General features: G+C 37.3%; 17 protein-coding genes and 1 pseudogene. 7 read left to right on the top strand and 11 right to left on the bottom strand.

Translation table 11 applies throughout. The features are described from left to right. Nucleotides 1-518, top strand: a 518-nt coding sequence (locus H1P_RS14035; RefSeq protein ID WP_144868152.1) for an ISAs1 family transposase, incomplete at its 5' end; no start/stop codon positions are given. A 461-nt stretch (nt 519-979) separates the two neighbouring features. On the opposite strand, the gene H1P_RS14030 is transcribed toward H1P_RS14035, so the two are convergent. From H1P_RS14030 to H1P_RS39830, 4 genes and pseudogenes are all read right to left on the bottom strand, one after another. Next, nucleotides 980-4,288: an alpha-mannosidase gene (locus tag H1P_RS14030; RefSeq protein ID WP_144868150.1), complete on the bottom strand. Its 3,309-nt coding sequence runs from the start codon at nt 4,286-4,288 to the stop codon at nt 980-982. Nucleotides 4,289-4,441: 153 nt separating this feature from the next. Further along, on the bottom strand, nt 4,442-5,716 hold the full coding sequence (locus H1P_RS14025) for an ABC transporter substrate-binding protein (RefSeq protein ID WP_144868148.1): 1,275 nt from the start codon (nt 5,714-5,716) through the stop codon (nt 4,442-4,444). Between the two features lie 243 nt (nt 5,717-5,959). Next, entirely contained in the window at nt 5,960-6,202 is a 243-nt protein-coding gene (locus tag H1P_RS14020) for a type II toxin-antitoxin system HicB family antitoxin (RefSeq protein ID WP_222427054.1), read from the bottom strand. Beyond that, a pseudogene (locus H1P_RS39830) lies at nt 6,186-6,449 on the bottom strand (toxin HicA). The gene H1P_RS14020 and the pseudogene H1P_RS39830 overlap by 17 nt, the downstream one beginning before the upstream one ends. A gap of 210 nt (nt 6,450-6,659) precedes the next feature. Between H1P_RS39830 and H1P_RS14010 the strand changes: the two are divergent. From H1P_RS14010 to dndD, 4 genes are all read left to right on the top strand, one after another. Further along, entirely contained in the window at nt 6,660-8,117 is a 1,458-nt protein-coding gene (locus H1P_RS14010) for a phospholipase D-like domain-containing protein (RefSeq protein ID WP_144868144.1), read from the top strand. A 5-nt stretch (nt 8,118-8,122) separates the two neighbouring features. Then, a complete protein-coding gene (locus tag H1P_RS14005) occupies nt 8,123-8,590 on the top strand; it encodes a hypothetical protein (RefSeq protein ID WP_144868142.1) in 468 nt (155 codons plus the stop codon). A 94-nt stretch (nt 8,591-8,684) separates the two neighbouring features. Further along, nucleotides 8,685-10,319: a DNA phosphorothioation system sulfurtransferase DndC gene (gene dndC / locus H1P_RS14000; protein WP_144868140.1), complete on the top strand. Its 1,635-nt coding sequence runs from the start codon at nt 8,685-8,687 to the stop codon at nt 10,317-10,319. Nucleotides 10,320-10,574: 255 nt separating this feature from the next. Beyond that, the gene (dndD, locus tag H1P_RS13995) at nt 10,575-12,557 is read left to right on the top strand and encodes a DNA sulfur modification protein DndD (RefSeq protein WP_144868138.1); all 1,983 of its coding nucleotides are present in this window, start codon (nt 10,575-10,577) and stop codon (nt 12,555-12,557) included. A gap of 192 nt (nt 12,558-12,749) precedes the next feature. Here dndD and H1P_RS13990 read toward each other — a convergent pair whose 3' ends face one another. The 3 genes from H1P_RS13990 to ispF all read right to left on the bottom strand — a co-directional run bounded on the left by H1P_RS13990 (nt 12,750) and on the right by ispF (nt 17,260). Then, nucleotides 12,750-15,788 carry a peptidase domain-containing ABC transporter gene (locus tag H1P_RS13990; RefSeq protein WP_144868136.1) on the bottom strand — a complete coding sequence of 1,013 codons (3,039 nt, stop codon included), beginning with the start codon at nt 15,786-15,788 and terminating at the stop codon, nt 12,750-12,752. 17 nt (nt 15,789-15,805) lie between these two features. Then, nucleotides 15,806-16,543: a peptidylprolyl isomerase gene (locus tag H1P_RS13985; protein WP_144868133.1), complete on the bottom strand. Its 738-nt coding sequence runs from the start codon at nt 16,541-16,543 to the stop codon at nt 15,806-15,808. A gap of 216 nt (nt 16,544-16,759) precedes the next feature. Further along, a complete protein-coding gene (ispF, locus tag H1P_RS13980) occupies nt 16,760-17,260 on the bottom strand; it encodes a 2-C-methyl-D-erythritol 2,4-cyclodiphosphate synthase (protein ID WP_144868131.1) in 501 nt (166 codons plus the stop codon). 464 nt (nt 17,261-17,724) lie between these two features. Here ispF and H1P_RS13975 point away from each other — a divergent pair, with 464 nt between their 5' ends. Continuing rightward, entirely contained in the window at nt 17,725-21,483 is a 3,759-nt protein-coding gene (locus H1P_RS13975) for a two-partner secretion domain-containing protein (protein WP_144868129.1), read from the top strand. A gap of 54 nt (nt 21,484-21,537) precedes the next feature. Here H1P_RS13975 and sipA read toward each other — a convergent pair whose 3' ends face one another. From sipA to sufC, 4 genes are all read right to left on the bottom strand, one after another. Then, nucleotides 21,538-21,753, bottom strand: a complete 216-nt coding sequence (sipA, locus tag H1P_RS13970; RefSeq protein ID WP_144868127.1) for a regulatory protein SipA — start codon at nt 21,751-21,753, stop codon at nt 21,538-21,540. Between the two features lie 208 nt (nt 21,754-21,961). Further along, complete coding sequence (locus H1P_RS13965) at nt 21,962-23,224, bottom strand: SufS family cysteine desulfurase (protein ID WP_144868125.1); 1,263 nt, start codon at nt 23,222-23,224, stop codon at nt 21,962-21,964. A 127-nt stretch (nt 23,225-23,351) separates the two neighbouring features. Next, complete coding sequence (gene sufD, locus H1P_RS13960; RefSeq protein WP_144868123.1) at nt 23,352-24,668, bottom strand: Fe-S cluster assembly protein SufD; 1,317 nt, start codon at nt 24,666-24,668, stop codon at nt 23,352-23,354. 84 nt (nt 24,669-24,752) lie between these two features. Next, entirely contained in the window at nt 24,753-25,517 is a 765-nt protein-coding gene (sufC, locus tag H1P_RS13955; protein WP_144868121.1) for a Fe-S cluster assembly ATPase SufC, read from the bottom strand. Between the two features lie 569 nt (nt 25,518-26,086). Here sufC and H1P_RS13950 point away from each other — a divergent pair. Continuing rightward, nucleotides 26,087-26,368, top strand: a complete 282-nt coding sequence (locus H1P_RS13950) for a hypothetical protein (protein ID WP_144868119.1) — start codon at nt 26,087-26,089, stop codon at nt 26,366-26,368. Nucleotides 26,369-26,678 lie beyond the last annotated feature (310 nt).

The raw sequence follows: 26,678 nt of genomic DNA, 5'->3' as shown, positions 1-26,678 counted from the left end.
GTCTTTATAACCAAGTCCAACAATTTTTTACCAATGCTCAAGAGAAACAATGGCAAGGGATTCAACACTCTTTTCATCAAACCCTGGAGAAAGATCATGGTCGTCTTGAAATCCGTCGTTATTGGACATTTGCCTCTGATGAATTAAAACAAAATACAGAGCAATGGGCAGGACTTCAAACTATTGGGGTAGTGGAGTCAGTGCGTCGAAATGAGAAGGAAGAGAGCACCTCTATCCGCTACTATCTCAACAGTTTTGCCTCTAATGCGGTTCGACTTGCTCAGGCTGTTCGTAGTCATTGGGGAATCGAGAACAATCTTCATTGGGTTTTGGATGTTGCCTTTGGTGAAGATGATTGTCCTGTTTCTCGCGACCATGCTCCTGAAAACTTAGCCCGATTACGAAAGATCGCACTGAATCTTTTATCTCAAGAAAAAACCACCAAAATTGGGGTCGCTAATAAACGTCTCAAAGCAGCTTGGGATAATAATTATCTCGCCAAAGTGTTAGGGGATTAAAAACAAGATTTGTTTTTAATCTTCTTCTTTATAGCGATCGCTATAAAGAAGACGGCTGGTGAAAACGAGCTCAGTATGGGGTCGAATAAAGGGTTGTTCATTTTTCTGGTAAATCCCTTTATAACAAACCTTTTTGCTTCTGGCAGAAGTTTTTGGCAGGGCTTTTCAAATTACCTGGTAATTTGAAACCTGAAACTCATTTTAACTCAGTTTTGCTGATATTTTAGATGCGTTTGCCCTGGAAAAAATACTTGTAACTTCCCATGTAATATTTATAATACATGGGAAGTTACAAAAGTCAATGAAGAAAAAGCGATTGAGTAAAGCCCAGTAATTAGCGATCGCTAAGAAATAGCCAAAAACATCTTAAAAGCAGATTATAAAATGCTTGAGAAAACAAAAATTATTCAAGATAAAAAAATAATATATATTTTATTAAAGTTAATCAATAACTAACCTTATCAATCTTGATAAAATTGATTCATATTTAACTGAAAAATTTTAATCTTCCAAGGATTAATAACAGTATTAACTTTTTGATTAGTATCTTCTTCCAAACAATTTATTTCACTATTAATACTGAAATATAAATCTCCTTTCAAATCCAATTTAGCTGTTTCTCCATGACATTCATAACAACGCAAAATTACATCTTTTTTTACTTTCCTGTCTTGATATAAAATAGATTGAGAGAAAGGTTTAATTGCCATCAAAATCAAATTATCTGCTGACAGATTAATAAAACTTCCTACAGGTGATAAATAAGCATTGGTTTGCTTTTCTCGATCTATTTTTGCTACTTGCAAAAGCAAATTTAACTCATAACTATGATGGACAGTTTTTGCTTGTTGCCAACTACCCTTATGGGGATAAACAGCATAAGTAAACTGATGTTTTCCTCGATCTGAATTAGAATCGGGCCATACAGGAGAACGAAGTAATGTTATTCTAATTTGATTGGGTTTAATATCATAACCATATTTACAATCATTGAGTAAACTTACTCCATAGTTTTGCTGTTCGTCAGTTAAATCTACCCATTTTAATGCTGATGTTTCCCACTTGGCTTTCTCGGCTGCTGTTTGAGGTTTTGTCGGGCGTTTTATTGCACCACAAGCTATTTCTGATGTTGCATAATCACTTTCTATAGTTAGAGGAAATGCAGCCTTTACTAAAACGTGGGTTTCTTGCCAATCTACTGTAGTGGCTATTTTTAAAATAGGAGAATGTTTGGCTAAGATATAGTCTTGGATAAATTTTGATTTACCAATAATTCTAATTACTCTAATGGTTTGTTGTATCGTGCCATTTTCTAACCATTGAATTGATTTTAAAGTTGCTGGTGATAGCTGTTTTTGCTCGTATTCTGGATCGATATTCCACGCATCCCAATATTGTCCTTTATCGGTAAAGGCTTGTAGTTGATTACCTTTGTCTGACAGAATTTCTTTTAGAGCTATTTTGTCGTAAATGCTATCTATATCTCCTGTTTGAGAATTGATTTTTATTTTTAGATATTGATTTTCTAAAGTAAAATTTTTCTCCTCCCAATCTCTTTTAACAATGGGGACTTTTTGGGGTAGCAGCCAGTAAACACGATAACCAACCGAAGAAATATCTTGAGCCAAAAATTGTAATTGATTATCACTTGTAATTTGTGTGAGAATTAAATTATCTTCTAGATCGTAAACTTGGCAATATTCTTGTTCTATAGGTATGGATACTATTTGCGATCGCGTCCAGTTTAAGGCATTAAATACTACTATAGGTTTAGCATTAGGTTCGGGAGGAGAGGGAAGTTGAATTAAAGATGCGATCGTGCTTAAAGATTGTTCTAAAATTGTCTCACCAATACTTATAGCTTCTTGCCATTGCTCATTAGCTTCGGTAAAAACTTCGGGGATAGAAGTACCAGGTAGGATGTCATGAAATTGATTAAATAGTACCTTTTTCCAAGCGATTTCTATTTGCTGTTGCCAAGATAAATCTTGTTGAGAGTTTTGATAGTTGCTATCATTCAGGCTGGAATTATTTTTATTACTAGGTACTTGACTTTCTTGTTTTTTTCCGATATTCTGTTTATAATGGGAAAAGAGTGCGCTATGCAGACTGCCCTTATCAGTTAGAATTGCGAGAGTTGCGAACAACTCAGCCTGATATAGTAAATTTTCACAGTAGCGATTAAATTTTTTTTGATCTCCGTGAATGGTATAACAACCGCGATGCAGTTCCAGAGATAGTTCGGAATTATATGTTGGATGTGTAGAGGCGAACAGCCGTTCGTCATTGCAATAATTATTATCAGATTGAGCTACTTTATCTAAATATTCTGTAGCGGTAGTAAATTCTATTTCAGGAAAAAAGGGAGACTGTTGCCACTTTTGAGCTACATCTAGCATATCCCTTGTAGGGCCTCCTCCATGATCGCCCACCCCAGGAAGCCAAAAGATATCTTGTAAACCTGTTTGACTTTCCCACTCCAAAGCATAGTTAGTCATAGTTATGGGGTTAGTATCCATCACTCCCGTTACATTAGGGGGAGACATCAGCGTAAATAGTCTTGTACCGTCGGGAGACTCCCACCAAAAGCAACCATGAGGAAACTTAGTAGTATCATTCCAATGGAGTTTACCCGTCACAAAATAATCGATACCGCATTGCTTTAATAACTGGGGAAATTGCCAAGGAAAACCAAAACTATCAGGAAGCCATGCAACCCTAGTAGTATGACCAAACTTGGTTTTAAAATACTGTTGTCCGTAAAGTAACTGACGAATGATTGACTCACCACTAATTAGATTAACCTCTGGTTCGATCCACATTCCCCCTAAAGCTTCCCACTTGTTTGCTTTAATAGCCTTTTGAATTGCTTTAAAAAGATCGGGACGATTTGTTTCGATCCATTGATATAATGCGGGGCTAGTATGACAAAAAGTAAGATTAGGATACTTTTGTTGTAGAGTTAAAACCGAAGTAAAAGTACGCTGCGCCACTTCATAAGTTTCTGCGGTTGACCACAACCAAGCCATATCTAAATGGGCGTGTCCGAGCAAATTAAAATTACGTTGTTTGATATTGGTTGCTAAAGGTAATAGACGTTGGCGGAGATTATTTAAACAGTTATCAAACTCTTGAGTATCTGTAATCAAATTCCCATCTATTTGTGATAATTCTGCTATTAGTATTTCTAACTTATGAGGTTCAAATTCAGTTAAATATTTACTTAATACAGCTATCTCTTTACTTACCCAACCAGGATCGATTTCATGAGGCGTATTATCTTTTTCATATAGTAAATGCGCTCGCATTAAAGCCCCAATATCATGATTAGGAGAAACTAAACGAATCGCAATTAAAAACTCTTGTTGAGGTACAGCATTATCAGTAATTAAAACCCTTGCCGAAGAATCAAATAAATCTCCCTGTTGCACCAGCTTACCATTGATAAATATTTGAGCATCTTCTGCCCACCAAGTTAATACTAATCGTAGAGTTAAACCAGATAAAGGATATTGCTGTAAGTCATTGGGAATAACAATCTTTTGTAAGAGCCATCTTACTTGTCTTCCTTGAGGAAAAACAATATATCTTTTTTCATTAAGAGATATTTTTTGACACCTATTAAAATCAATGGTGGTTAAATATTCTTCAGGTTTTATCTGAATATTTTCTTCTATATGACAATACCAACTCTCTTGAATATCTAATTGCGTTAATTGTTGTAATAACTCAATTATTTCGTTTATTTTTTCTAAATTGCTATTAGTCATAATATTATTCAAACTGAAACAAAGAACAACTAACTATATGCCCTAAAGGACTTCCTTTAGGACTAATCACTGTACGGACGAATGGCTATTCGCCCCTATCCACTAACAAAATAAACCAATTAACTTAAATTTGTCTCATTACACTTATAACAATCAATTAAAAATCAAATCCAAACGCTGCTGAGATTGCTTTAAAGCCTCTTCTGGAGATTCCTTACCTAATAAAGAAGCCTCGATCGCCCTACCTAAATTTTCTGATAAACGGGTATACTTAGGTATAATAGGGCGCGACCTAGCAAACTTCATTTGCTCTAGAAATACTTCTAAAACAGGATTATCTTGCACAAAGTCTTGATACACTTTACTCTGTTGTGATTTGAGATTAATGGGTAAGTAACCAGTCTTTAATGCCCAAGTAGTCTGAAACTCTTCACTTAAAACATACTCTAAAAACTCTTTACTAGCTTGTTCTCTTTTTTCATTAGACTTGAAGACAAATAAATTTTCTCCTCCTATTACCGCAGCAGGTTGTTCTAATACAGGAAAAGGAAATACATCATAATCAATATTTGTCGTAGCTAACTGTCCTAAAGTCCAAGGTCCCGTTACCTGCATTGCTACCTTTCCAGAAATAAAATTATCCATCTCGTAACCTCTTTCTGGTGCGGATAACATGGCTGAATTACTAGCTACTAAATCTGCACCAAACTGCAAAGCTTTAATTGCACCTGGCGTAACTAAATTGGGCTGGTTATTATTAATTAATTCTCCACCACCACTATAGATAAAAGGTAGCCAAGTAAACACCGTCCATTCCCCTTTACCCAAAGATAAAAAGATACCTTGCTGGTCTATTCTGCCATCATTATTCGTATCTTGAGTTAATTTTTTAGCAGCATCTTGAAATGCTTCCCATGTCTTAGGGGTTTCTGTAATACCTGCTTGCTTAAATAAGTCAGGACGAAAAAAAACAGCAGCATTATTAGTAGCAAACGGAATCGATAATATATGATTATCCAGCGTCATCGAATCCAACATCGCAGGGTCAACTTCTGCTTTAATATCAGAATTATTAAACCAATCTTCTAACGGTAATAAGACACCTAACTTATTTAATTCTCCCGTTAACTGTGGCACAAACCATAACATATCTGGGGCTTCCCCACTGACAGTAGCAGCAAAAATTTTGGGTAACTGTGCGTCTGGTTGTCCTATATATAAAGCTTCTACCTCAATATCAGAATGATCTTGATTAAATTGGGTTACTAATTCATTAAAGACATCTCGATTTTCTGGGGGATTAATGCCATGCCATAAAGTGACTTTGGTAATGTTACTATCAACTTGTTGTGTACTTTGACAGCTAGTTATTAAGAGCAAGCTACAGCATAGTATTACTGTTATGAGTTTGCGCCATGTGTTCGTCATATTTTTTTTAATTAAGCTACTCACTAATAACTTATCTGTGTTTATCTGCGTTCATCTGTGGACGATTTTCTCACGCAAAGGCGTTTACCCAGCTTCGTGTTCTGGGCAAAGGCGCAAATAAGAAAAGCGCAAAGAGAGTTATTGGCTTGGGTTTTAAAAGCGATCACGCAGTGCCAGGCTTTGCCTGATCGCTTTTTTAGTAATATATTAAATATAAAGTAAGAATAGACATTTAAAAAATACTTAGGCTATTTTCGTGTTTTGTAACGTAAAAGGCTGAGGAATTCCATCACCATCTTCTTCTAACATCAATAAATGTACTCTGGTTGCTTCTTTAATTTCTAAAATTGCTTCTTCTTGAGTATCCCCATGCGCCATAATCCCTAACTCCATACATTCAGCTATATAAACTTCGTCTTCTAAAGAGTAGCTAACGCAGTAAGAGTAGTATTTTAGATATTCTGTTACGTTATTCACTATCTTCATTTTTTTGTATTTCTTTCAATTTTAATAACGCTTCTTTAACCTGCTTAACTTGATAGGGTTTTGCTTTACCACCTTTTCCTTACTGAAGATTGATTCTTGGTTTTCCTTCCCAGGGAGTTTTAAAAGGATAATGACTTGTTCCTTTATTTTTTGGGAAACCAAAAAACTTTTCTGTTATGTTCAACAAACGAGCAAACCGAATATTGGTTTCACTTTCAAGTTCTTTGAGAGCTTCATCGATATCCATAACATAATTATGATACTGAAATTAGTATCATGATAACCGATAAAGCGATCGCTAATACCAGAATGATATACAATCAAATACCATTAGGCTAACTTTATCTGTAACAGTGTGTAATTACCTTTGTTGGCTGATATTGAGAGAAGCTCTAAACTTTTGCTTATAGTGTGGGAAAACTAAAATTAAATCGGTTTATTCAATTTAGAGGTCAATTTGAGTTTAAATGAACTAATTATTCAAGATGAGTATCGCAGTAGTGACTGTTCAATCGTAGAAAATTTTTATATTCCTTGTTTAGAAAAATCAATTATTTATAAAAGAGCGGTCGGTTTTTTCTCCAGTACTTCAATGGCTGTAGCTGCTAAAGGGTTAACAGCTTTAATTCGTGCTGGAGGAAAAATACAATTAGTTGCCTCACCTCAATTATCCGATGAAGATATTCAAGCGATTGCTATAGGAATAAAGCAAAGAGAAGAAATAATTGCTGAGGTCACTAGAAAGGAATTAGAACAGGAATTTAATGAAGTCGTCAAACATCGTTTAGCTTGTGTGGCTTGGTTATTAAGTAGACAACTTTTAGATATCAGACTAGCAATTCCGAAAAAGATTCGCGAACAAGGTATCTATCACGAAAAACTAGGTATTTTCATGGATGCTGAAGATAACATTATTGCTTTTACTGGTTCAGCTAATGAAAGCTCAACAGCTTTGATTGCTAACTTTGAATGTATTGATGTTTTTTGTTCTTGGCACACAGGAGTAAAAGAGAGAGCTTTACGCAAATTAGATAACTTTAATAAATTATGGAACAATAAAACAAATAATTTGGATGTAATTGAATTTCCCGAAACTGCAAAAGAGTATTTACTTAATTTTTATCCAGATAAAAAGCCCAAATCTGAACTGTTCTTTACCAAAGAATATGCCTCTAAATCAAAATTAGTTGCAGAGAAAAAAACAAAAAAGTATCAAACTGGTAATAGCTCAATGCAAAAGCGTTGGAGACATCAAATAGAAGCTAAAAATGTCTTTAACTGTCTCAAAGAATTAGATAGGTTAATTAGACAAGCAGAAGATGATGTAGCAGAAGCAACCAATACTATTTCCCTGCACAAAAAAACGCAGATTATTAAAAAGATACTAAGCCAAGCACGTAAACAAGCTAGAGAAAAGCTTAGAAAATTTATTATTGATGAAACCAATCAGCGTATATCTCAGCTATTAAGTCGCAACCCCGTTATTTTAGAAGATATTCAAGATTCACTTAAGCTACAAAATCGTAAGGGAGCTAGTGAAGGTCAAACTTTATCTGTTAGCTATGCTTTTTTAGCAACTCTTTTCAATCAAAGTACCTATCAATTACCTTTTATTGTAGATAGTCCTGCTATTTCTCTAGACCTTAATGTTAGAACAGAAGTAGCAAATCTTATTCCTTCTCTTTCCAAGCAATTTCTGGCGTTTACGATTTCTAGTGAAAGACAAGGTTTTATCGATAGACTGCATCAAGTAGCAACTAAAGAAGTTGAATACCTAACCCTATTTCGTAAAGCATCGGAAATGAAACACATTTGGCAAGATTTAGACAGCAGTATCTTTACAGAAACAACTGATGGAGTGTTAGTAGAAGGAAAAGAGTTTTTTGAACAATTCGATTTAGAGGATGAGGTGTAACCAAATTGGGATTTGAATTACGACAAGATACTAGAAAATGGTTTAAAGATATTGAGAAAGATTATTCTACTTTATTTGACATTTATTATGTTTGTTTGATGCCTGGTTTTATTAAAAGACGCAGGAATACAGAAATTAAATCAGACAGTGTTGATGAAATTACTAGATATTTTCCTGATGCTTTTCGTTCTCGTGGAAAATTGCTAGTAGGTCTTTTGATTGATACGGAACTGTCTCGACTCGGAATAGATTTACAAGAACGTACATCCGTTTATAGTAGAATTTCAGAATTAGTTATTACTACCCCTCCATATTTATCCGATACAGGAGTAAAACTAATGAACCAGTATGCTCATGGAGGATTTGATGTACTTTGCGAAAGAATGGATGAACGTCCCAGGTCACTCGAAACCTTTATCCGAAAGTATTATCGTTTGATTCAAGATTTAAAAGAAGATTCACAAAATTATTAAATTTAGATAGCTTATTAAAACATATCGACCCTTTTCCTGTTATCGTCAAATCTAGTTGTTTAATAACTCAAGTAGAAACACTGAGAAAGATAACATGACACAGGCACAAACTACTTTGTCAGCCTCCCGCAATGTCTCCGAGCTAGTTACCCATATAGAAAAATTAACTCAGGAAATACAAGAACTATATTGTCTTGATGATGTGCCTTGGGTAGTGGGATACTCAGGGGGGAAAGATTCTACCGCAGTATTACAGCTGATTTGGAAGGCTTTAAAAAGTTTACCAGAGGAAAAAAGAACTAAAAAGATTTACGTCATCACTACAGATACTCTTGTAGAAAATCCCATCGTTTCATCTTGGGTAAATAATTCTTTAGAGCAAATGAGACTTTCTGCTGAAAAACAAAATCTACCTATTGAACCTCATTTGTTAATACCAGAACTTAAATATATGTTCTGGACTAACTTGATTGGTAAAGGTTATCCTTCCCCCCGTCGAGGGTTTCGTTGGTGTACTGAAAGATTAAAAATTCGTCCTACAAATAGTTTTATTCGCAATGTTATTCGAGTGAGTGGTAAGGTGCTGCTTATTTTAGGTACTCGTAAAGCAGAAAGTAAAACACGTGCTGCTACTATGGCAAGATACGAAGCGACTAAAGTTGATGATTTACTTAATTCTGATTCTAATTTATCTAACTACTTAAGATACAGTGATACTTTACCAGAAGCTTTAATTTATAGTCCTATTCAAGAATGGCGTGATGATGAGGTTTGGCTTTATCTAATGCAATATGAAAATGCTTGGGGATATAGCAATCAAGATTTATTCACTATGTATCGTGGTGCAACAGAAGATAATGAATGTCCTTTAGTAGTAGACACATCAACACCTAGTTGCGGTGACTCTCGATTTGGTTGTTGGGTTTGCACTATGGTTGATAAAGATAAATCGATGGAGGCAATGATTCAAAATGATGAAGAAAAAGAATGGTTACAACCTTTATTAGATATTCGTAATGAACTGGATGTTCAAAAAGATGATGATAGAAGGGATTTTCGTCGTCTCTGGGGAAATGTGCAACTTTTCGAGCGTAAAAGTAAAGGGAAGAAATCAATTGTGCCTGTACCTGGCCCTTATCTTAAAGAGTGGCGAGAGTATTGGTTAAGAAAAGTCTTAGAAGCACAGGTACAAGTAAGACAGAATGCACCAGAGGAATTTAAAGATATTAGTTTAATTACTCCAGAAGAGTTAAGCGAAATTAGGCGTATTTGGTTAGAAGAGAAACACGAATTTGATGATAGTTTACCCAAAATATATGAGGAAGTGACAGGAGAAGTATTCTGCGATATGAGAAAGGGAGTAAATGAAAATAAAATTCTGGGTGAAGATGAATGGGATATCTTGCAAGAAATTTGTGATGATGATGTGATGCATCTAGAATTGATGACGAAACTGTTGGATACAGAAAGACAATTTTATACTAAGTCTCGTCGTGTTGGTATCTATGAAAGCTTGACTAAATGTTTTGATAGTAGCTCTCGTAGTAAGGATGAAGCGATTGAAAAAGCCCATCAAAAACGAGATTTAATGACTGCTGCTATGGAAGGGGATGTGAAACAAGTTAAAGAGAAAATTGCGAAGTTAAATAAGAAAGAATCAAAACAAACACAACAGCTAACTTGGGGTAACATTAAGTTTACTAATAAGGAAAATGATACTAAAGATTAGTGTATGTTTATTTAGTTGAATTGAGATGATAATCAACTCTATCTGCTTATCAAAATAGATTAAAGATTAGTTATATCTGTATTTATCTATGTCCAAGAGCAATAAATACTGAGAAGTTAATTAAACTAAAGAATCATAATAATCAAATCTATCTGTGTTCATCTGTGTTTATCTGTGGACTATCTTCACAGTAATAATTAATCACAAAACCTAGTCTATAAAAATTAATACAGCTAACTACTAACAAAATAATAAATGATCTTTACCGAATTAGTATTAAATAACTTCGGCGCGTATGCTGGTCGTCATGTAATTAATTTGCGCCCTGAAAATAATGGTACAATGCATCCTATTATTTTGTTTGGAGGAATGAATGGTGGTGGTAAAACAACTTTAATGGATGCGATTCGTTTAGCTTTATATGGACAAAGAGCCAAATGTTCTGGTAGAGGAAATTTAGGTTATGGTGACTTTTTAACTCAATTAGTTAATCGGCAAACTTTACCAGAACAAACTACAGAAATTGAGCTATCTTTTGAGTCTATTTTTGACAATCATTGGCAAACGTTTAAAATTACTCGCGCTTGGAAAAGATACCCTGCTGAGGGTAAAGATAGTATCAGTATTATTAGGCAAGATGGTTATGATAGTAATTTACAAGAAAATTGGGATGAGTATATAGAAAGTATTTTACCTTTGGGAATTTCTAATTTATTTTTATTCGATGGAGAGCAGGTTAAAGAGTTAGCAGAGTTAGATGCTCCTCCTCCTTCTGTAGTGGATGCGATTAATAGTTTGTTGGGTTTAGAATTAGCGGAAAAGCTAGCAGTTGATTTAGAGGTGTTAGCTAGTCGTAAAAGAAAGGATTTAGCTAGTAAAGCTCAGTTGGCTACCATAGAAGAGATTGAAGCGAAGATTAAAGAGAAAGAAAAAGCAGAAAAAATTGCTTTTGATAAAGTGATTTCTTTAGAAGATCGATTAAAAAAAGCCCATCAAAAAAGCGATCGCGCTTCTAGCAAATTTCGTACTGAAGGTGGTAAAATAGCAGCAGAAAGAAGTAGCCTTGAAGAGCAAAAAAATAATTTAATCGCTCAACAAAAAAAACAGCAAGAACAATTAAGAATATTAGCTGCGAAAACTCTTCCTTTAGGTTTAATTGATAATTTATTAGCAGATGCAGAAGTTACAGGAAAGCAAGAATTAAAAATTCAGCAGTTTAAACAAGCTCAAAGTTTAATCGATGAAAGAGATGAAAAGTTACTGGCTTATCTAAAAGATATTGGAACGTCTGAAGAATACAATACAAAAGTTCAGTTTTTCATTGAAGAAGAAAATAAGTCGTTAGAAAATACCATCAACTCTCACGGAAGTGCGTATTTAGAGATTACAGAAGATGAGTTTCAACAGTTTATAAGTATTAGTAAAAATAAATTATCGCTACAGCAAAAACAAGCTAAAGATATCCTTAATGAACTGCAACAGATATCTAATGAGATGGATGCTATTGATAAACAGTTAACCCTAGCAGCATCTCCTGAAGAGTATGATAAATTGCAAAAAGCTAAAGATCGAGCAGTACAAGCAGTTAGCCAATGTAAATCGGATTTAGATTTAGCCAAAACTCAGAAAAATCAACTTACTCTCGAAATAGAAAAAGCCAAAAAAGAATTAAAAAATTACAGTCAGAAAATTATTGATAGTGATAACAACCAACATATCGTTAACTCTATTACTAAGGTGCAAAAAACTTTAGAGCTATTTAAAGAAAAACTTACTCTGAAAAAACTCAATAAACTAGAAAACGAAATAACCGAATGCTTCCGTTATTTGCTATATAAATCTAACTTGGTTTATAAAGTGGTAGTAGATAGTGATAGCTTTAGCTTATCTCTTTACGATCCTCAAGGAAAACTATTACCAAAACAACGCTTATCCGCAGGAGAAAAACAACTACTAGCTATTGCTTTTTTATGGGGTTTAGCGAGAGTTTCTGGTAAAAAACTGCCCATTGCTATTGATACTCCGTTAGGAAGATTAGACTCATCTCATCGTACTAATTTAATAGAGCGTTATTTTCCCTCAGCCTCTCATCAAGTTATTTTACTTTCTACCGATACAGAAATAGGAGAAAAAGAAATAGTTACTCTAAGAGAGCAAGAAGCGATCGCACGAGAGTATCTTTTAGAGTATAATGCTGATAATGGTCATACCACTGTTAATAGTGGTTATTTTTGGTAGTAATAAATCTATCTTTTACAATAGCGAAACAGCCCTACTTGTATGGGGAAAGCATAGCGAGCCGAAAAAATACCCTAACTATGCTTTGCTCTCTTGTTTTTTACCCTGAACTTACGACCTATTTGTTTCAAGATAATAATTGCTGGACGATGTCATTCTGACCCATAATATGACTAAAATCAGTAACAAATTTTAGACAGAAGATTCTTGTTGCTGATAAAGATAGTAATAGCGTCCTTTCATTGCCATCAACTCTTCATGAGTGCCTTGTTCGACAATCGAACCTGCATCCATCATCATAATTACGTCAGCATTTTTGATTGTACCTAAACGGTGAGTAATAAAGAACACTGTCCGATCGCGTAAAGCTTCTTTTAGATTACGGGATACTTCGTGTTCTGTACTGTAGTCTAAAGCACTGGTAGCCTCATCCATAACTAACATGGCGGGCTGTTGCAGTATAGTACGGGCGATCGCTATTCTTTGTCTTTGTCCTCCAGAAAGTGCCGAACCTCTTTCCCCTACTTTGGTGTTGTAGCCATTGGGTAAACTCATGATAAATTCATGAGCAGCAGCTATTTGAGCAGCAGCAATAATTTCTTCGGTGGTAGCATCGGGGTTAGTGAGGGCAATGTTGTCCATTACTGACCCTTCAAACAAGAGGGTATCTTGAGGAACTACTCCTATCTGACGACGCAAAGAATACAGTTCGACGCGGTTAATATCGTAACCATCAATTAAAATTCTGCCTCCTTCTGGCTCATAGAGACGAGAAATCAGCTTAGTTAGGGTACTCTTACCAGCACCACTCTGTCCTACTACGGCGGTAAAAGTTCCTGGTTCAACTTCTAGAGTGACACCATTGAGTTGCAAAGGACCTGTTCTTTTAAAGCGGAAAGCAACATTTTCGTATTTTACTCTACCCTGAATTGCGGGCATGGGAATGTTATTACGGTCTTCTTCGGCTTCTTCGGGATGATCGACAATATCTGCTAAACGTTCTAAGGAAAGGGCTGTTTCTTGGAAATTTTGCCAGAGTTGCGCCAAGCGCATGATGGGAGTGGTAACGTAACCAGAAATAATACGGAAGGCGATTAATTGACCCAAAGTAAGTTGACCATCTAATACCAGATAAGCACCCAAACCAATAATTAAGATTCGAGATAATTTGTTGAGGAAAGAACTCGCCGAACTGGCGATGGTGGAAGTAATTACGTTTTTAAATCCTGTAGAAACATAACGAGCATAACGTTCTTGCCATTGCCAACGCGATCTCAATTCGATATTCTGGGCTTTAACAGTTTGGATACCTGTGAGAACTTCTACTAAGTAAGATTGTGTTTCGGCGTTACGTTCTGCTTTAACTCTTAGTTGCCTTCTGATTGTGGGAGAGAAAATTAAGGTTAGAACCACAAATATAGGAATAATTGCGATAGATACTGCGGTTAATAAGGGACTATAGAGTACCATAACCGCAATGTAAACTACAGAGAAAACTGCATCTAAGACAACTGTTAAGGCTGTTCCTGTGAGAAATTGCCGAATTCTTTCTAACTCATTAATCCTGGTAGAAATTTCCCCTACAGGTCGTTTTTCAAAATAGCGCAACGGTAAGCGCAGCATATGGTCAATAATTTCTGACCCCAGAGTCAAGTCAATACGATTAGTAGTATCAACAAAGAGATAAGTCCTTAAAGTAGTTAGTAATGCCTCAAAGACATTGATTACTAGCAAGAAGGCTACTAAATAACCCAAAGTATCAACACTATTTTGGCTGATTACCTTATCGATAATGACCTGAATCATTAAAGGGTTTGCCAAAGCAAATAGCTGGACGAAGAAAGAAGCCAAGAAAACTTCAACCAGGGTTCGCTTATACTTTTTCAAAGAAGGAGTAAACCAACTTAAACCAAATTTCTCTTGAGGGGTTTCTTTGGTTTTTTGGAGTAGTAATACTTCTCCTCCTTCTCCCCAAGTGTTAAAAAATTCTTCTGGTTGATAGCTTTTAATACCCAGTTCGGGAACGGCAATAATTAGCTCTTTTTCCTTAATTTCATATACTAATGCCAGACTGTCTTGCCAACGGACAAAACAAGGAGCTTCCAAACGAGTAAACGCCTTTGCTGGGACATTAATTAATTGGGGATTCAAGCCCATCAACTCGGAAATTGCTCCACACAGGGGCAAAGACAACGTTCCAGTTCTTTCTAGCTGCTCTTTAATTACCCGTTGAATTATCTCTTTACGAAAAGGCATTCCAAAATACTTGCTCAACATCTGGAAGCAAGCCACACCCACATCTATGTTGGTTTTTCCTGGGATGAAAGGATATTTTTTCTTATCCTTTGTGTAGGTAGTAACTTCTGGTTCAATCTCTGGTAACAGAGGCAGAGTGTCTTCTGATTCTGGAACATCTTCCCATTGGCCAGTTCCCTGAGTGTTTGCTGTATTTTGTCTCACCGAATCTGACGGTTTGGGAACAATGGCAGAGACTCTATCATTGCGAAACCACTTACTACGAGGAACAGAAAGTAAACGGGCTGGTTCTTGACCAGTCACCACAATCGAGCTACGGTCTTTGGTTAATTCGAGACAACTTCCCACAGGAAAATCCGCTATTGCACCACCACCACTAACCAGCCAAATTTTATTAGGGTCTTTTAAGGGCGCGGTAATTTCATTTCCCAGAGAATGTTCCCCAGGAGGTAAATAGTAAATAGTGGCATCTTTAGCTGCTTCAAGAGCTAAATCTTTAAGCTGCCAATCTCCTTGAGCTTCTTTTTCCAGTTGAATACCAAAAAGATCGAAAATTTCGACATTTGCAGGTTTGGCTTTAAATTCTTGTCTCAATTCGGGATAGGTATTTACCAAACGCTTGAATTCGGCATTATCCAACGCTAGACAGACAACTTCTGTACTAGCCATTGCGGTTTCGCAAGCAACTCCCCGCGCTAAATTAACCCAACCAATAATTTCTCCTGGTTTTAGTTTATCCAAAGTAGTGGGCATTCTAGTTCTAGGGTCATAGCCAAGAACTCTGACTTCTCCTTCAGAGATAATTGCCACTTGTCCTTGCATTTTTTCCCGCATTACCATGACCTTACCGACACCAAACCTCAGAGGTTTTAATGTGCTGGCTAATTGGGCAATTTCTCCTGGGGGAAGGCTATTGAATTGAGGAACCAGGGTCAAAAATTGTTCGACCAGTTTAGTTGTACTAGTATTACTCATATTTTAAAGTTACTTAACTAAATAACAGGGCTGGGGAAAAAAGATAATTGCTGCTCCATTTGTTGACTGAGCCATTGACGAAACATTTCGTCTAGCATTCTTTGGCGCATCTGGTCATCAAGTTTGGCTGAGATAAAATTTTCCAAACGGATAATCACAATCCATTCACCAACCCGTGTTGGTGGTACTAACTGACCAGGTTTGCAAGTACTCAAAACTTGAGCAATTCTGGGATGGGGAGCATTGACTTCTACTGGTCCAATTAAACCACCTGTTTGCGCTTCTGAGCCTTCGGAATATTCCATCGCTAATTGCTGAAAAGTACTTTCTCCTTCTTGAATACGAAAATAAAGCTCCTGAGCTATTTCTGCTCTATCAGTACGAATTAGGGAATAAACAACTCGGTCTAGTTGAGATTTGCGCTTGAGGAAATGGGCTTCTACTTTACTGTCCCAATTTTCTTTTTTATACCTTTCTACTTTTAATCTTCTAACAGCTAGGGCTTCCAACTGTTCCTTACTCATACCGTGTCTTTTTAGCCAATGTTGAATCTGTTCGTCGCTAGTAAGCTGATATTGCTGGCATAACTGCTGATATGCTTGAGCTTTTTCTTCCTCTGCACAAAACACATTTTTTACCGCACGGTCAATAATAATTTCTTGCCCCAGTTTGGGCAACATCTGATATTTCGCGAGTAACAGAGACAACTCTTCTGCTGTAAAAGCTCTACCTTCAATTTCTAAAACTACACCCATATTATTTGAAAATTTTGCTTACAACTGGTAATTGCGTGAACAGTAACCCTGTAGGGCTTGCCTTCACTTTGTCAAAATAGCAATAACTATATACCTATAAAAAAGTTCAATAAGAACAACATGAGTTGACTTAATTATCTTAAACTTGCAATTTTGCTATTCAAACTTAACCTAAACAATGAGATGATGACATCTCTAAAATAAATAAATTATTCTTTAATGATTGGTGTTTTTTATTGAGGTTTTTACCAGTAACACTACTGCATAAGCACAGATACCTTCCTCTTTACCTACAGCTCCTAGTTTTTCATTCGTGGTTGCTTTGACACTAATCAGGCTACTGTCAATTTGTAAAATTCTTGCTAAGCGATCGCGCATTGCTTTAATATGGGGTTTAAGCTTGGGTCTTTCTGCTACTACCGTCGAGTCTATATTATTAATCCGCCATCCTTGAGAACCGATCATCTGATGGACTTGTTCTAACAACATTAAGCTATCTGCCCCTTGCCATTTGGGATCGGTGGGAGGAAAATAATGCCCAATATCCCCCAAACTCAAAGCCCCTAACATAGCATCCATAATTGCATGGGTCAAAACATCGGCATCACTATGTCCCAACAACCCTAAAGTATGAGGAATTTCCACACCCCCAAGAATTAAGGCTCTGTTTTCTACTAAACGATGAATATCGTAGCCATTACCGATCCTGATTTCCATAAGACTTATGATTTGTACTATAGTATGATTTTTTAGTTTCTACTTTAATATTTATAGCTCTATTAGGTTAAGTCTTATGCGGTGTTGCAGTTAAAAGTTATAAATTTTCCTTGAGAGGACATCTGACAAGTTACTTTTTGACCTTTAAATTTTTAGTTTTGCCCCCCTGACCCTTTTCTCGCGCATTCCCTTGCGCGACCATCGGTGAGTCCTTTAGGGTCTTACGCCGCCTATCACGGATACCGCTCCGCATAACGTGGGGTCGCTCGCCAACTTTGGGGGGAGAACGATTGAAAGTCCCCCAGAATTGGGGGATTTAGGGGGCTTTAATGTAGCAAATGAGACTTCTCAGACAACCTCTGAGTAATATCAAAGACTATTGCATTAGGTCGTTAAGTAAACCCTATATATTAAACAGTCAAATTGTATAATCAGAAAAATTTTAGTTATATTACTTTTTCTCAATGAAACTAATATCTAGCTCCTTTCTCGGTCTATTTTATGTATCGATACTAATCTCATCAGCTTCGGCTCAAATTACTACCGATGGCAGTACCAATACTAATTTAACTCCTACAGATAATGGAGTCAGAATCGATGAAGGAGATCGCGCTGGCGGGAATTTATTTCACAGTTTTGGGGAGTTTTCTGTACCAAATGGTAGTGAAGCTTTCTTTAACAATGCGTCGGATATAGCTAATATTTTTTCCCGCGTTACAGGAGGGAACATTTCTAATATTAATGGTTTAATTCGTGCTAATGGTGCAGCTAATTTATTTCTCATCAACCCCGCAGGAATTGTCTTTGGCGAGGGTGCGAGATTACAACTGGGTGGTTCATTTTATGGCAGCACCGCAGATAGTATTGTTTTTCCTGATGGAGAATTTAGCGCGACAGATTTAGATAACCCACCATTGATTACCATTAATGCCCCCATCGGTTTGGGTTTTCGGGATGAACCACAACCAATTATTAACGACTCTGTTGCTGATAATCTTGGTTTACAAATCAATGCAGGAGAAACCATTGGTTTAATTGGCGGTGAGATAGCAATAAGAGGCAATGGAGTTACACCAGAAGAAGGCAATATCAATAACATTACGGCTCAAGGTGCAAAAGTATGGCTGGGGGGATTAGCAGAAGCAGGAACAGTTAATCTTGACGAGAATCTGAATCCTCGTATGGATGATAATGTCGCCAGAGCCAATGTATCTTTTTCTAATGGTGCAAGAGTAGATGTAGCTGATGCTGGTGCTGGTGAAATTCAAGTGATTGGTAACGATATTACTTTGACTGAAGCCAGTCAGCTATTGGGTGGAATTGCTGAAGGGTTAGGGACAACAGAAGCTACTGCTGGAGATGTTACCCTTAATGCCACAGGTGCGGTTAATCTCAGTGGAGAGAGTAGGATTGAAAATCGCGTTAATGTAGGTGCAACGGGTAATAGTGGCAATATTAATGTCACAGCAGAGTCATTAAGCATCACCGATGGTAGTGTTTTCAGTGCTAGTACTTTTGGTACTGGTAATGCAGGTTCTGTGAGATTAAACATTGCAGGTGAGGCAAATCTTACCAGTAGCAATATTTTCAGTAACGTCGAAAGTGGGGCAGTGGGAAATGCAGGAAATATCTTCGTAACAGCTAATTCTCTTTCCCTAAGCGATGATAGTTTTTTCATTGCTGGTACTTTTGGTCAAGGAAACCCTGGTTCGATTACCATAGATGTCACAGAAGCAGTAACTTTATCTAACGATGGAGATATTTTGAGTCGTGTCGGAGAGAATGCAGTCACAGAACCAGAATCTTCAGGTAATATCAGTATCAATGCAGGTTCTTTGACGATTGCTGATGGAATCAGTTCTATCAATACTTCTACTTCTGGTCAAGGCAATGCAGGTAATGTAAAATTAAATATTTCAGGTGAGGCGAATCTTATTGATGGCAATATTTTTAGCAACGTGGAAAGCGGGGCAGAAGGAAATGGCGGAAATATTACAATCGAAGCAGGCTCTCTATCTTTAGAAGATGGAGCGCAATTACAAACCTCGGTGAGAGCCGAAGATGAAGAACGACCTGGTGGACGAGGTAATGGAGGAAATATCTCTATTGATGTCGAAGAAGATTTGCTTCTTTCTGGAATTGATGAGGATGGCTTTGCTAGTGGAATCTTAAGTCAGTCGCAGAGAGGTACAGTAGGCAATGCAGGTTCTATCGAGATTAACTCTCAAAATCTTAATTTAGAAGATGGCGGTATTATTAGTAGCAGTGCATTGGGTCAGGGTAATGCAGGAAGTATTCAGGTTGAAGCTACTGAAAGCGTAAATATTGAAGGTTTTACGATCTTTGACGAAGACACCACGAGAACCAGCACCATAGAGACTGAATTAAGGTCGATTGCAGTAGGAGATACAGGAGAAATAGAAATTACAGCTAATTCTCTTTCTCTAAGTGATGGTGGTGAGATCAACAGTAGTACTTTTGGTCAAGGCAATGCAGGTAATGTAAGATTAAATATTTCAGGTGAGGCGAATCTTATTGATGGCAATATTTTTAGCAACGTGGAAAGCGGGGCAGAAGGAAATGGCGGAAATATTACAATCGAAGCAGGCTCTCTATCTTTAGAAGATGGAGCGCAATTACAAACCTCGGTGAGAGCCGAAGATGAAGAACGACCTGGTGGACGAGGTAATGGAGGAAGTATCTCTATTGATGTCGAAGAAGATTTGCTTCTTTCTGGAATTGGTGAGGATGGCTTTGCTAGTGGAATCTTAAGTCAGTCGCAGAGAGGTACAGTAGGCAATGCAGGAGAAATAGAAATTACTACAGGTAATCTGACTCTAACCGATGGTGGAAGAGTCAGTGCCAGTACTTCTGGTACTGGAAATGCTGGGTTAGTCACCATCAATGCTAGTCAGAATGTTTCGGCTGCGGGTGAGAATTCACAAGGTAATGTCAGTGGCATTTTTAGTAATGTCAGTCGCAATGCCGTAGGAAATGCAGGTGGGATTGAAATTACTACGGCTAAACTATCTCTAACAGGGGGAGGTGAAGTCGTTACCGCTACTTTTGGAAACGGAGATGCGGGAAATTTGACTGTGATAGCATCAGAATACATCGAATTGGTGGGGTCAGGTGAGGAAGTTCCTAGTGGTTTGTTTGCTAGTAGTATTGAAAGTGATGGAAACGGTGGCGACCTAATAATAGCAACTGATAAATTAATAGTTCGAGATGAAGCAGTAATCACGGTGGGTAACTTTCAACAAGTTGTGGGAAGTCGCGAACCACTTCCACCAGGAACGGGTGCTGCTGGTAATCTGGAAATTAATGCTGGCTCGGTTGAAGTTAGTAATCGAGGGACAATAACCGCAGATAATGCATCGGGGATTGGTGGTGAACTCACCCTGAAGGCAGATTCTTTAACGTTAGAAAATCAAGCATCTGTTTCCGCCTCAACTACTGCCGATCGCGGTCAAGGTGGTATTATAACTTTAGATATTGATGATACCTTAATCATGAGAAATAGCAGTTTAATATCGGCAAGAGCAGAAAGTGGTGCTAATGGCGGTAACATCAATATTGATGCCGAATTTATTATTGCTTTTCCCAGTAACGGTGATGGCAATGACATTTTAGCCTCTGCCGAACAAGGACAAGGTGGAAATATTACTTTTACAGCGGATTCCGTATTTAATATGAGATTTCGTCGAGCTACACCAGGAAACAGGACTAATGATATTGACGTTAGTTCTGAATTTCCTTCTGAAGAATTTGGTGAAGCTAGTTTCGTTAGTCTCGGTCTTTCTCAACCCGAACCTTTGGCAACAGAAACGATCACAACTTCTAATATTTGTTCTGTAGCAGAATCTCCAGAAGATACAACTAACCTAGTTGTCAGAGGAAAAGGAGGGATTACGCCAGCACCCAGCGAGCCATTTAATGCCGATGCGTTAATTACGGATGAATTATCAAATGTATCCCAAACCAAACAACCTGTAGGGGCGATTCCCGAATTGTCTTTACAGAATGGAAATAACGATAATTTAGAGCCAAACCCCAATTACATTCCGCCCCATATCAAACCAGTAGCCTATGAAGATAATGGCGAACCAGTTTACATTGCCAGAGGAGTAATTAAAACTGAAGATGGAAATGTAATTTTAACTGCTTATCCCACTAAAAATAATGCTACTCGGACTCCTACGGATGCAGCCAATTGCCATTAAAGTACAGCGAATTCAATCCAAAGGTAGGGTGGGCATCGCCCACCCTACTGTTACTCAAGAAGTTAATTCTAAATATTTACTATCTAATAAAAAACTACCGCTATCAAAACGAACTCCCCAATAACCACCAGGACGACGATCTATAACAACACCTCGATCGCCTACATTCAGTATATCAGGCGGTCTTAACATGGGCATCGGGTCGGTGGTTTTAACATAGGGTGGTAAAGCAGTTAACTTTACCATATCCCCTACTTTAATTGTTGTCATTTGTTGGTGGTTGGTGGTTAGTAGTTGGTGGTTGGTGGTTAGTGGTTAGTGGTTAGTGGTTGGTGGTTAGTGGTTGGTGGTTAGTGGTTAGTGGTTAGTGGTTAGTGGTTAGTGGTTAGTGGTTGGTGGTTAGTGGTTAGTGGTTACTCTGACTTCTGACTTCTGACTTCTGACTTCATCCCTCATCCCTTATCCCTCATTCCTTAAATCACTCCATCATCGAATTAAAGAAATCAATGGTTTCTTGCAGTGCGGTAATAAAGCGGTCTATTTCATCTCTGGTATTGTAAAAGTATAAACTAGCTCTCGCGCTACCAGAAGCATCAAATAAACGATGTAATGGTTGAGTACAATGATGACCAGAACGAATTGCTATTCCTTCATGATCGAGTAAGGTTGCTAAGTCACTAGCATGAATTCCTGGTACATTAAAAGCTGCTAAAGCTGCTCTACCTTCACCATCAGCATCGGGTTTTGCGCCGTAAATTCTGAGATTAGGAATAGTTTCTAATTTCTTAAATAAATAGGCAGTTAATTCTGCTTCATAGCTGTGAATATTATCCATGCCTATATTACTAAGATAGTCTATTGCTGCTCCTAATGCGATCGCTTCTCCAATGGCGGGTGTTCCTGCTTCAAATTTGTGAGGTAATTCACCATAGGTAGAACGATCGAAATAGACTTCATCAATCATTTCGCCACCACCAAGAAAAGGAGGCATTGCTTCTAGAATTGCTTTCTTTCCATAGAGGAAACCAATACCAGTGGGCGCACACATTTTATGTCCTGATGCTACTAGCCAATCACAGTTAATTTGCTGCACATCTACAGGCATATGAGGAACGCTTTGACAAGCATCTATTAATACTTTCGCACCGTATTGATGGGCAAGCTCTGTGATTTCTGATACAGGATTAATCACACCCAAGGTATTAGAAACATGGACTACAGCTACTAATTTAGTTTTATCTGATAACAGTGATATGTAGTTCTCTAAATCTAATACTTCTTGCTCATTTAACTGGATATACTTAATAATTGCCCCTGTTTTTTGAGCGATAATTTGCCAAGGAACGATATTGCTATGGTGTTCCATGACAGATAAAATAATTTCATCGCCTTTGTTTAAGTTAGCTAATCCCCAAGTATAAGCTACTAAATTAATTGCCTCACTAGCGTTGCGGGTATAAACTATTTCATCGCGAGAAGCAGTATTAATAAATTTGGCTACTTTATCTCTTGCACCTTCATAAGCATCAGTAGCACGATTACTCAAACTGTGTGCGCCACGATGCACGTTAGCGTTGTCTTGCTGATAGTAATTTATTAGGGAATCTAATACCTGTTGTGGTTTTTGGGAAGAAGCAGCACTATCAAAATAGATTAAGGGTTTGCCGTGGACTTCTTGATGTAAAATCGGAAAGTCTTTTCTGACTTTATCTCCCAGGGTTTTTTCTTGAATTATGGTCATAGTTGGTTAGTGGTTAGTAGTTAGTCTTTGGTTATTCTTGCGACAATTAAGATTTATTCGCAGATGAACACATATGAACACAAATGATTAATCTTTATGTAGCTTGTTAGTTACTGATAATTGCTTATTATTCACTGACAACTGATTTAATGTTTTCTTGTACTGATTTAACAGGAATACGTTCGATAATTTCTGTGACAAAAGCATCTATTAGTAATTGACGCGCATCATTCTCTGACAAACCACGACTACGCAAATAAAAGATTTCATCTGGCTCTAGTTGACTGACTGTTGCGCCATGAGAACATTTAACATTATCAGCAGTAATTTGTAATTCGGGTTTGGTATCAACTCTAGCTTTAGGAGATAGTAACAGATTGCGGTTTAGTTGAGATGCGTTAGTTAGTTGTGCGGGTTTAGGAACAAATACCTTACCATTGAACACAGTATGAGCGCGATCGCTTACAATACATTTATGTAATTGATCTGTTGTACCGTGGGGATGGTTTAGCTGAATTACACTATGAGTATCGGCGGTTTGTTCATCCTTCGCTACAGTTAAGCCATTGAGGTTAGTTTCGGTTTGTTCGCCGTCTTGATGAACTTCAGGAGTATGACGAGATATCTTTCCACCGAGGTTAATTTCTGTGAGGGTGTAACGACTATCTCTTTTTTGGTTAACTACGGTTTTACCAATGTGATAAGCAACGGTCGATTCTTTTTGTAAGCGAGTATGATTTATTTGAGCATTTTCCCCTAACCATACTTCTGTAACTGTATTGGTTAGATAATTTGATAACCCACTATACTCTTCTACTATAGTTAACTGGCTATTTTTTTCCGCAACTATCCAAGCTCTAGGTTGGGAAATTGTTACAGAGTCTTCTGCTACAGAAACAAATAATAAATGAATGGGTTTTTCCACGACAGTATTCGGCGCAGCCCAGATAATAGCTACATCAGAAATACTTGCTGTATTGAGAGAAGTAAAAACCTCTTCTTTTCCTGGTAGCGTACCTAAAAAGGGGCGAAAGTGTTTACAATAAGCTTCAGGTAAGTTAGTTAAGTTTCCGAGATAAATACCTTCTGGTAAACCTGATGTATCAGATAATTCCTCTGCATAGTTTCCATTAATGAATACCAAACGAGTATCTTGGGCTTCAGCTATAGTCAGGGCTTTTCGCGAAACTTCTCTGCCATCGTATGATTTGGGTGCAACAAGATCTAAATCTGACAATTCGGAAATATCTGTAAACCGCCACTCTTCATCTTTCTTTGTCGGTACAGTTAAACGAGATACCCAAGATGCCGATTGTTCTCTCAGGTTAGTTAACCATTCCCCAGTCTCTTTGTCTAATCGAGCGACTGGTGCATCGGAGCGTTGTTCTAATATTTTTGAGAGAAATAGATCCGCCTTTATTGATGGTGTTGTAGTCTGAGTCATTTTTTACCTGAAATTAATTATCTGTATCGATTCCACAATAATTTGGTGTAGGGACGTTCCATGGAACGTCTCTACATGGTTTAATTACACAGCAGCAGTCTCTTCTAAAAATTCATAACCGCGAGACTCTAGCTCTAACGCCAACTCTTTACCACCACTGGTAATAATCTTGCCATCCTGCATCACATGAACAAAATCAGGTTCAATATAATCAAGCAAGCGTTGATAGTGAGTAATTACTAAATTAGCCTTTTCAGGAGTATTTAACTGTTTAACTCCTTCCGCGACAATTTTCAGAGCATCGATATCTAAACCAGAATCAATCTCATCTAAAATAGTCAAAGTAGGATCGAGAATTGCCATCTGGAGGATTTCATTGCGCTTTTTCTCTCCTCCAGAGAAACCCTCGTTAAGACTTCTTGATAAAAAGCTAGATTTCATCTTAACTACTTCTAACTTATCTTCTACCAAGTCTTCAAAATCAAAAGTATCAATCTCATCTTCGCCTTGATGCTTCCGTTTTGCATTGTAAGCAACTCGCAGAAAATCTAAATTACTTACCCCAGGAATTGCTACAGGATACTGAAACGCTAAAAAGATGCCGTCTAATGCTCTTTCATTGGGTTCTTGCTCTAAAATACTTTTACCCTGATAAATAATATCTCCGCCAGTTACTTCGTAGTCAGGATGTCCCGCGATAATCTTCGAGAGAGTACTCTTACCAGAACCATTACGCCCCATAATAGCGTGTACTTCTCCTGCTTTAACTTCTAGATTAACCCCTTTTAATATAGGAGTCCCTTCAACATTTGCAGTTAGGTTACGTATCGATAAGATAGTGTCGCTCATAGTGTCTCTCTCAAGTAAAATTTGGGTTTAGAAGTTTCTATAATCCACCCTTTAGGTGTCATTTCAAGGCTTTGCCTGTTATCGCTTCTGAGTTTAACAACAAAAACGTTGTTTAAGTACATTGTAGGATACATTAACAACATTTTAGTTGTCAAAGTCACTTTTAAGGAATGAAGAATGAAGGATGGCGGTCAGACCCCCTAAAGGGTTCGTTAGTTGCTCATTGAGGGAAACCCAAGGGGCTGATTCTGTCGTTTCACGGCAGAACTCTTCTGCCCCGCCCAAGACCGCACTAACTCACCGCGTCGCCGTCAGAGGTGCGACCCTGCGGATGTTCCATCCGTTTATCCCCATCGCATTTGGGGGCCAAGGAACGCGCACCTAGCAAGGGAACGCTGACCAAGACAGGGATGAGGAAGACAAAAGTAACAATAACAGAGTAATCGGTTTTATTAAGCAAAGATTTATATTTTAATGAAATGATGTAAGTTTGTAGATTGAATAGTATGAAGTAGAATTCAACAAAAATTAAAATTTATTTGAGAGATGTTTATTTTTATTTACTCTTAATGACAAAAATTAAGCTCACTCCCGAAGAAGAAGCCTTAATTCCTAGTTATGTCGAAAAATGGCGTAACATAGCTTTTTCTACCAGACAAATTACACAGCAAGAGGCGGAAGAAGTAATCGGGTTTCTTTATGCTGTACTTGGTTATAAAAAACCATCAATAATTTTTGAAACTAATCTCATTAAGGCAATAGTTTCTCTCTTTGGCGAACATTATGGAATATTCGAGCGAGTAAACCCTATAATTGAATTTGCTGATGGCTATCAAATTTGGCATAAATAAAATTGTTTAATAAGCTATTTTTTAGATAAAAGAGACTGCCTATAAATAAATAATACAAGAAACAATTGCAGATAAATATTGCGAAATAATTAATCTTAAAATGTTTAAAATTCCCAGAGAATATCATTAGAAAAAGTCAGTTATTACGCAATGACTGGTTAATATTTTCTAGAAAACTTACCACTAACGGGACTTAAACAATTTTGATAGTCAAAATGAGATAAAATGCTTTTGTCGGTTGACTTTAGCATTATTATTAATAGCGATCGCGGTAATGAAAGAAACCACTCCCGCAGCCATGCCAGCCTGT

This window comes from Hyella patelloides LEGE 07179, from assembly GCF_900659865.1.
Classification (GTDB): domain Bacteria; phylum Cyanobacteriota; class Cyanobacteriia; order Cyanobacteriales; family Xenococcaceae; genus Hyella; species Hyella patelloides.
The sequence above is the reverse complement of the archived record's forward strand: the minus strand, read 5'-3'. Positions and strand labels throughout refer to the sequence as shown.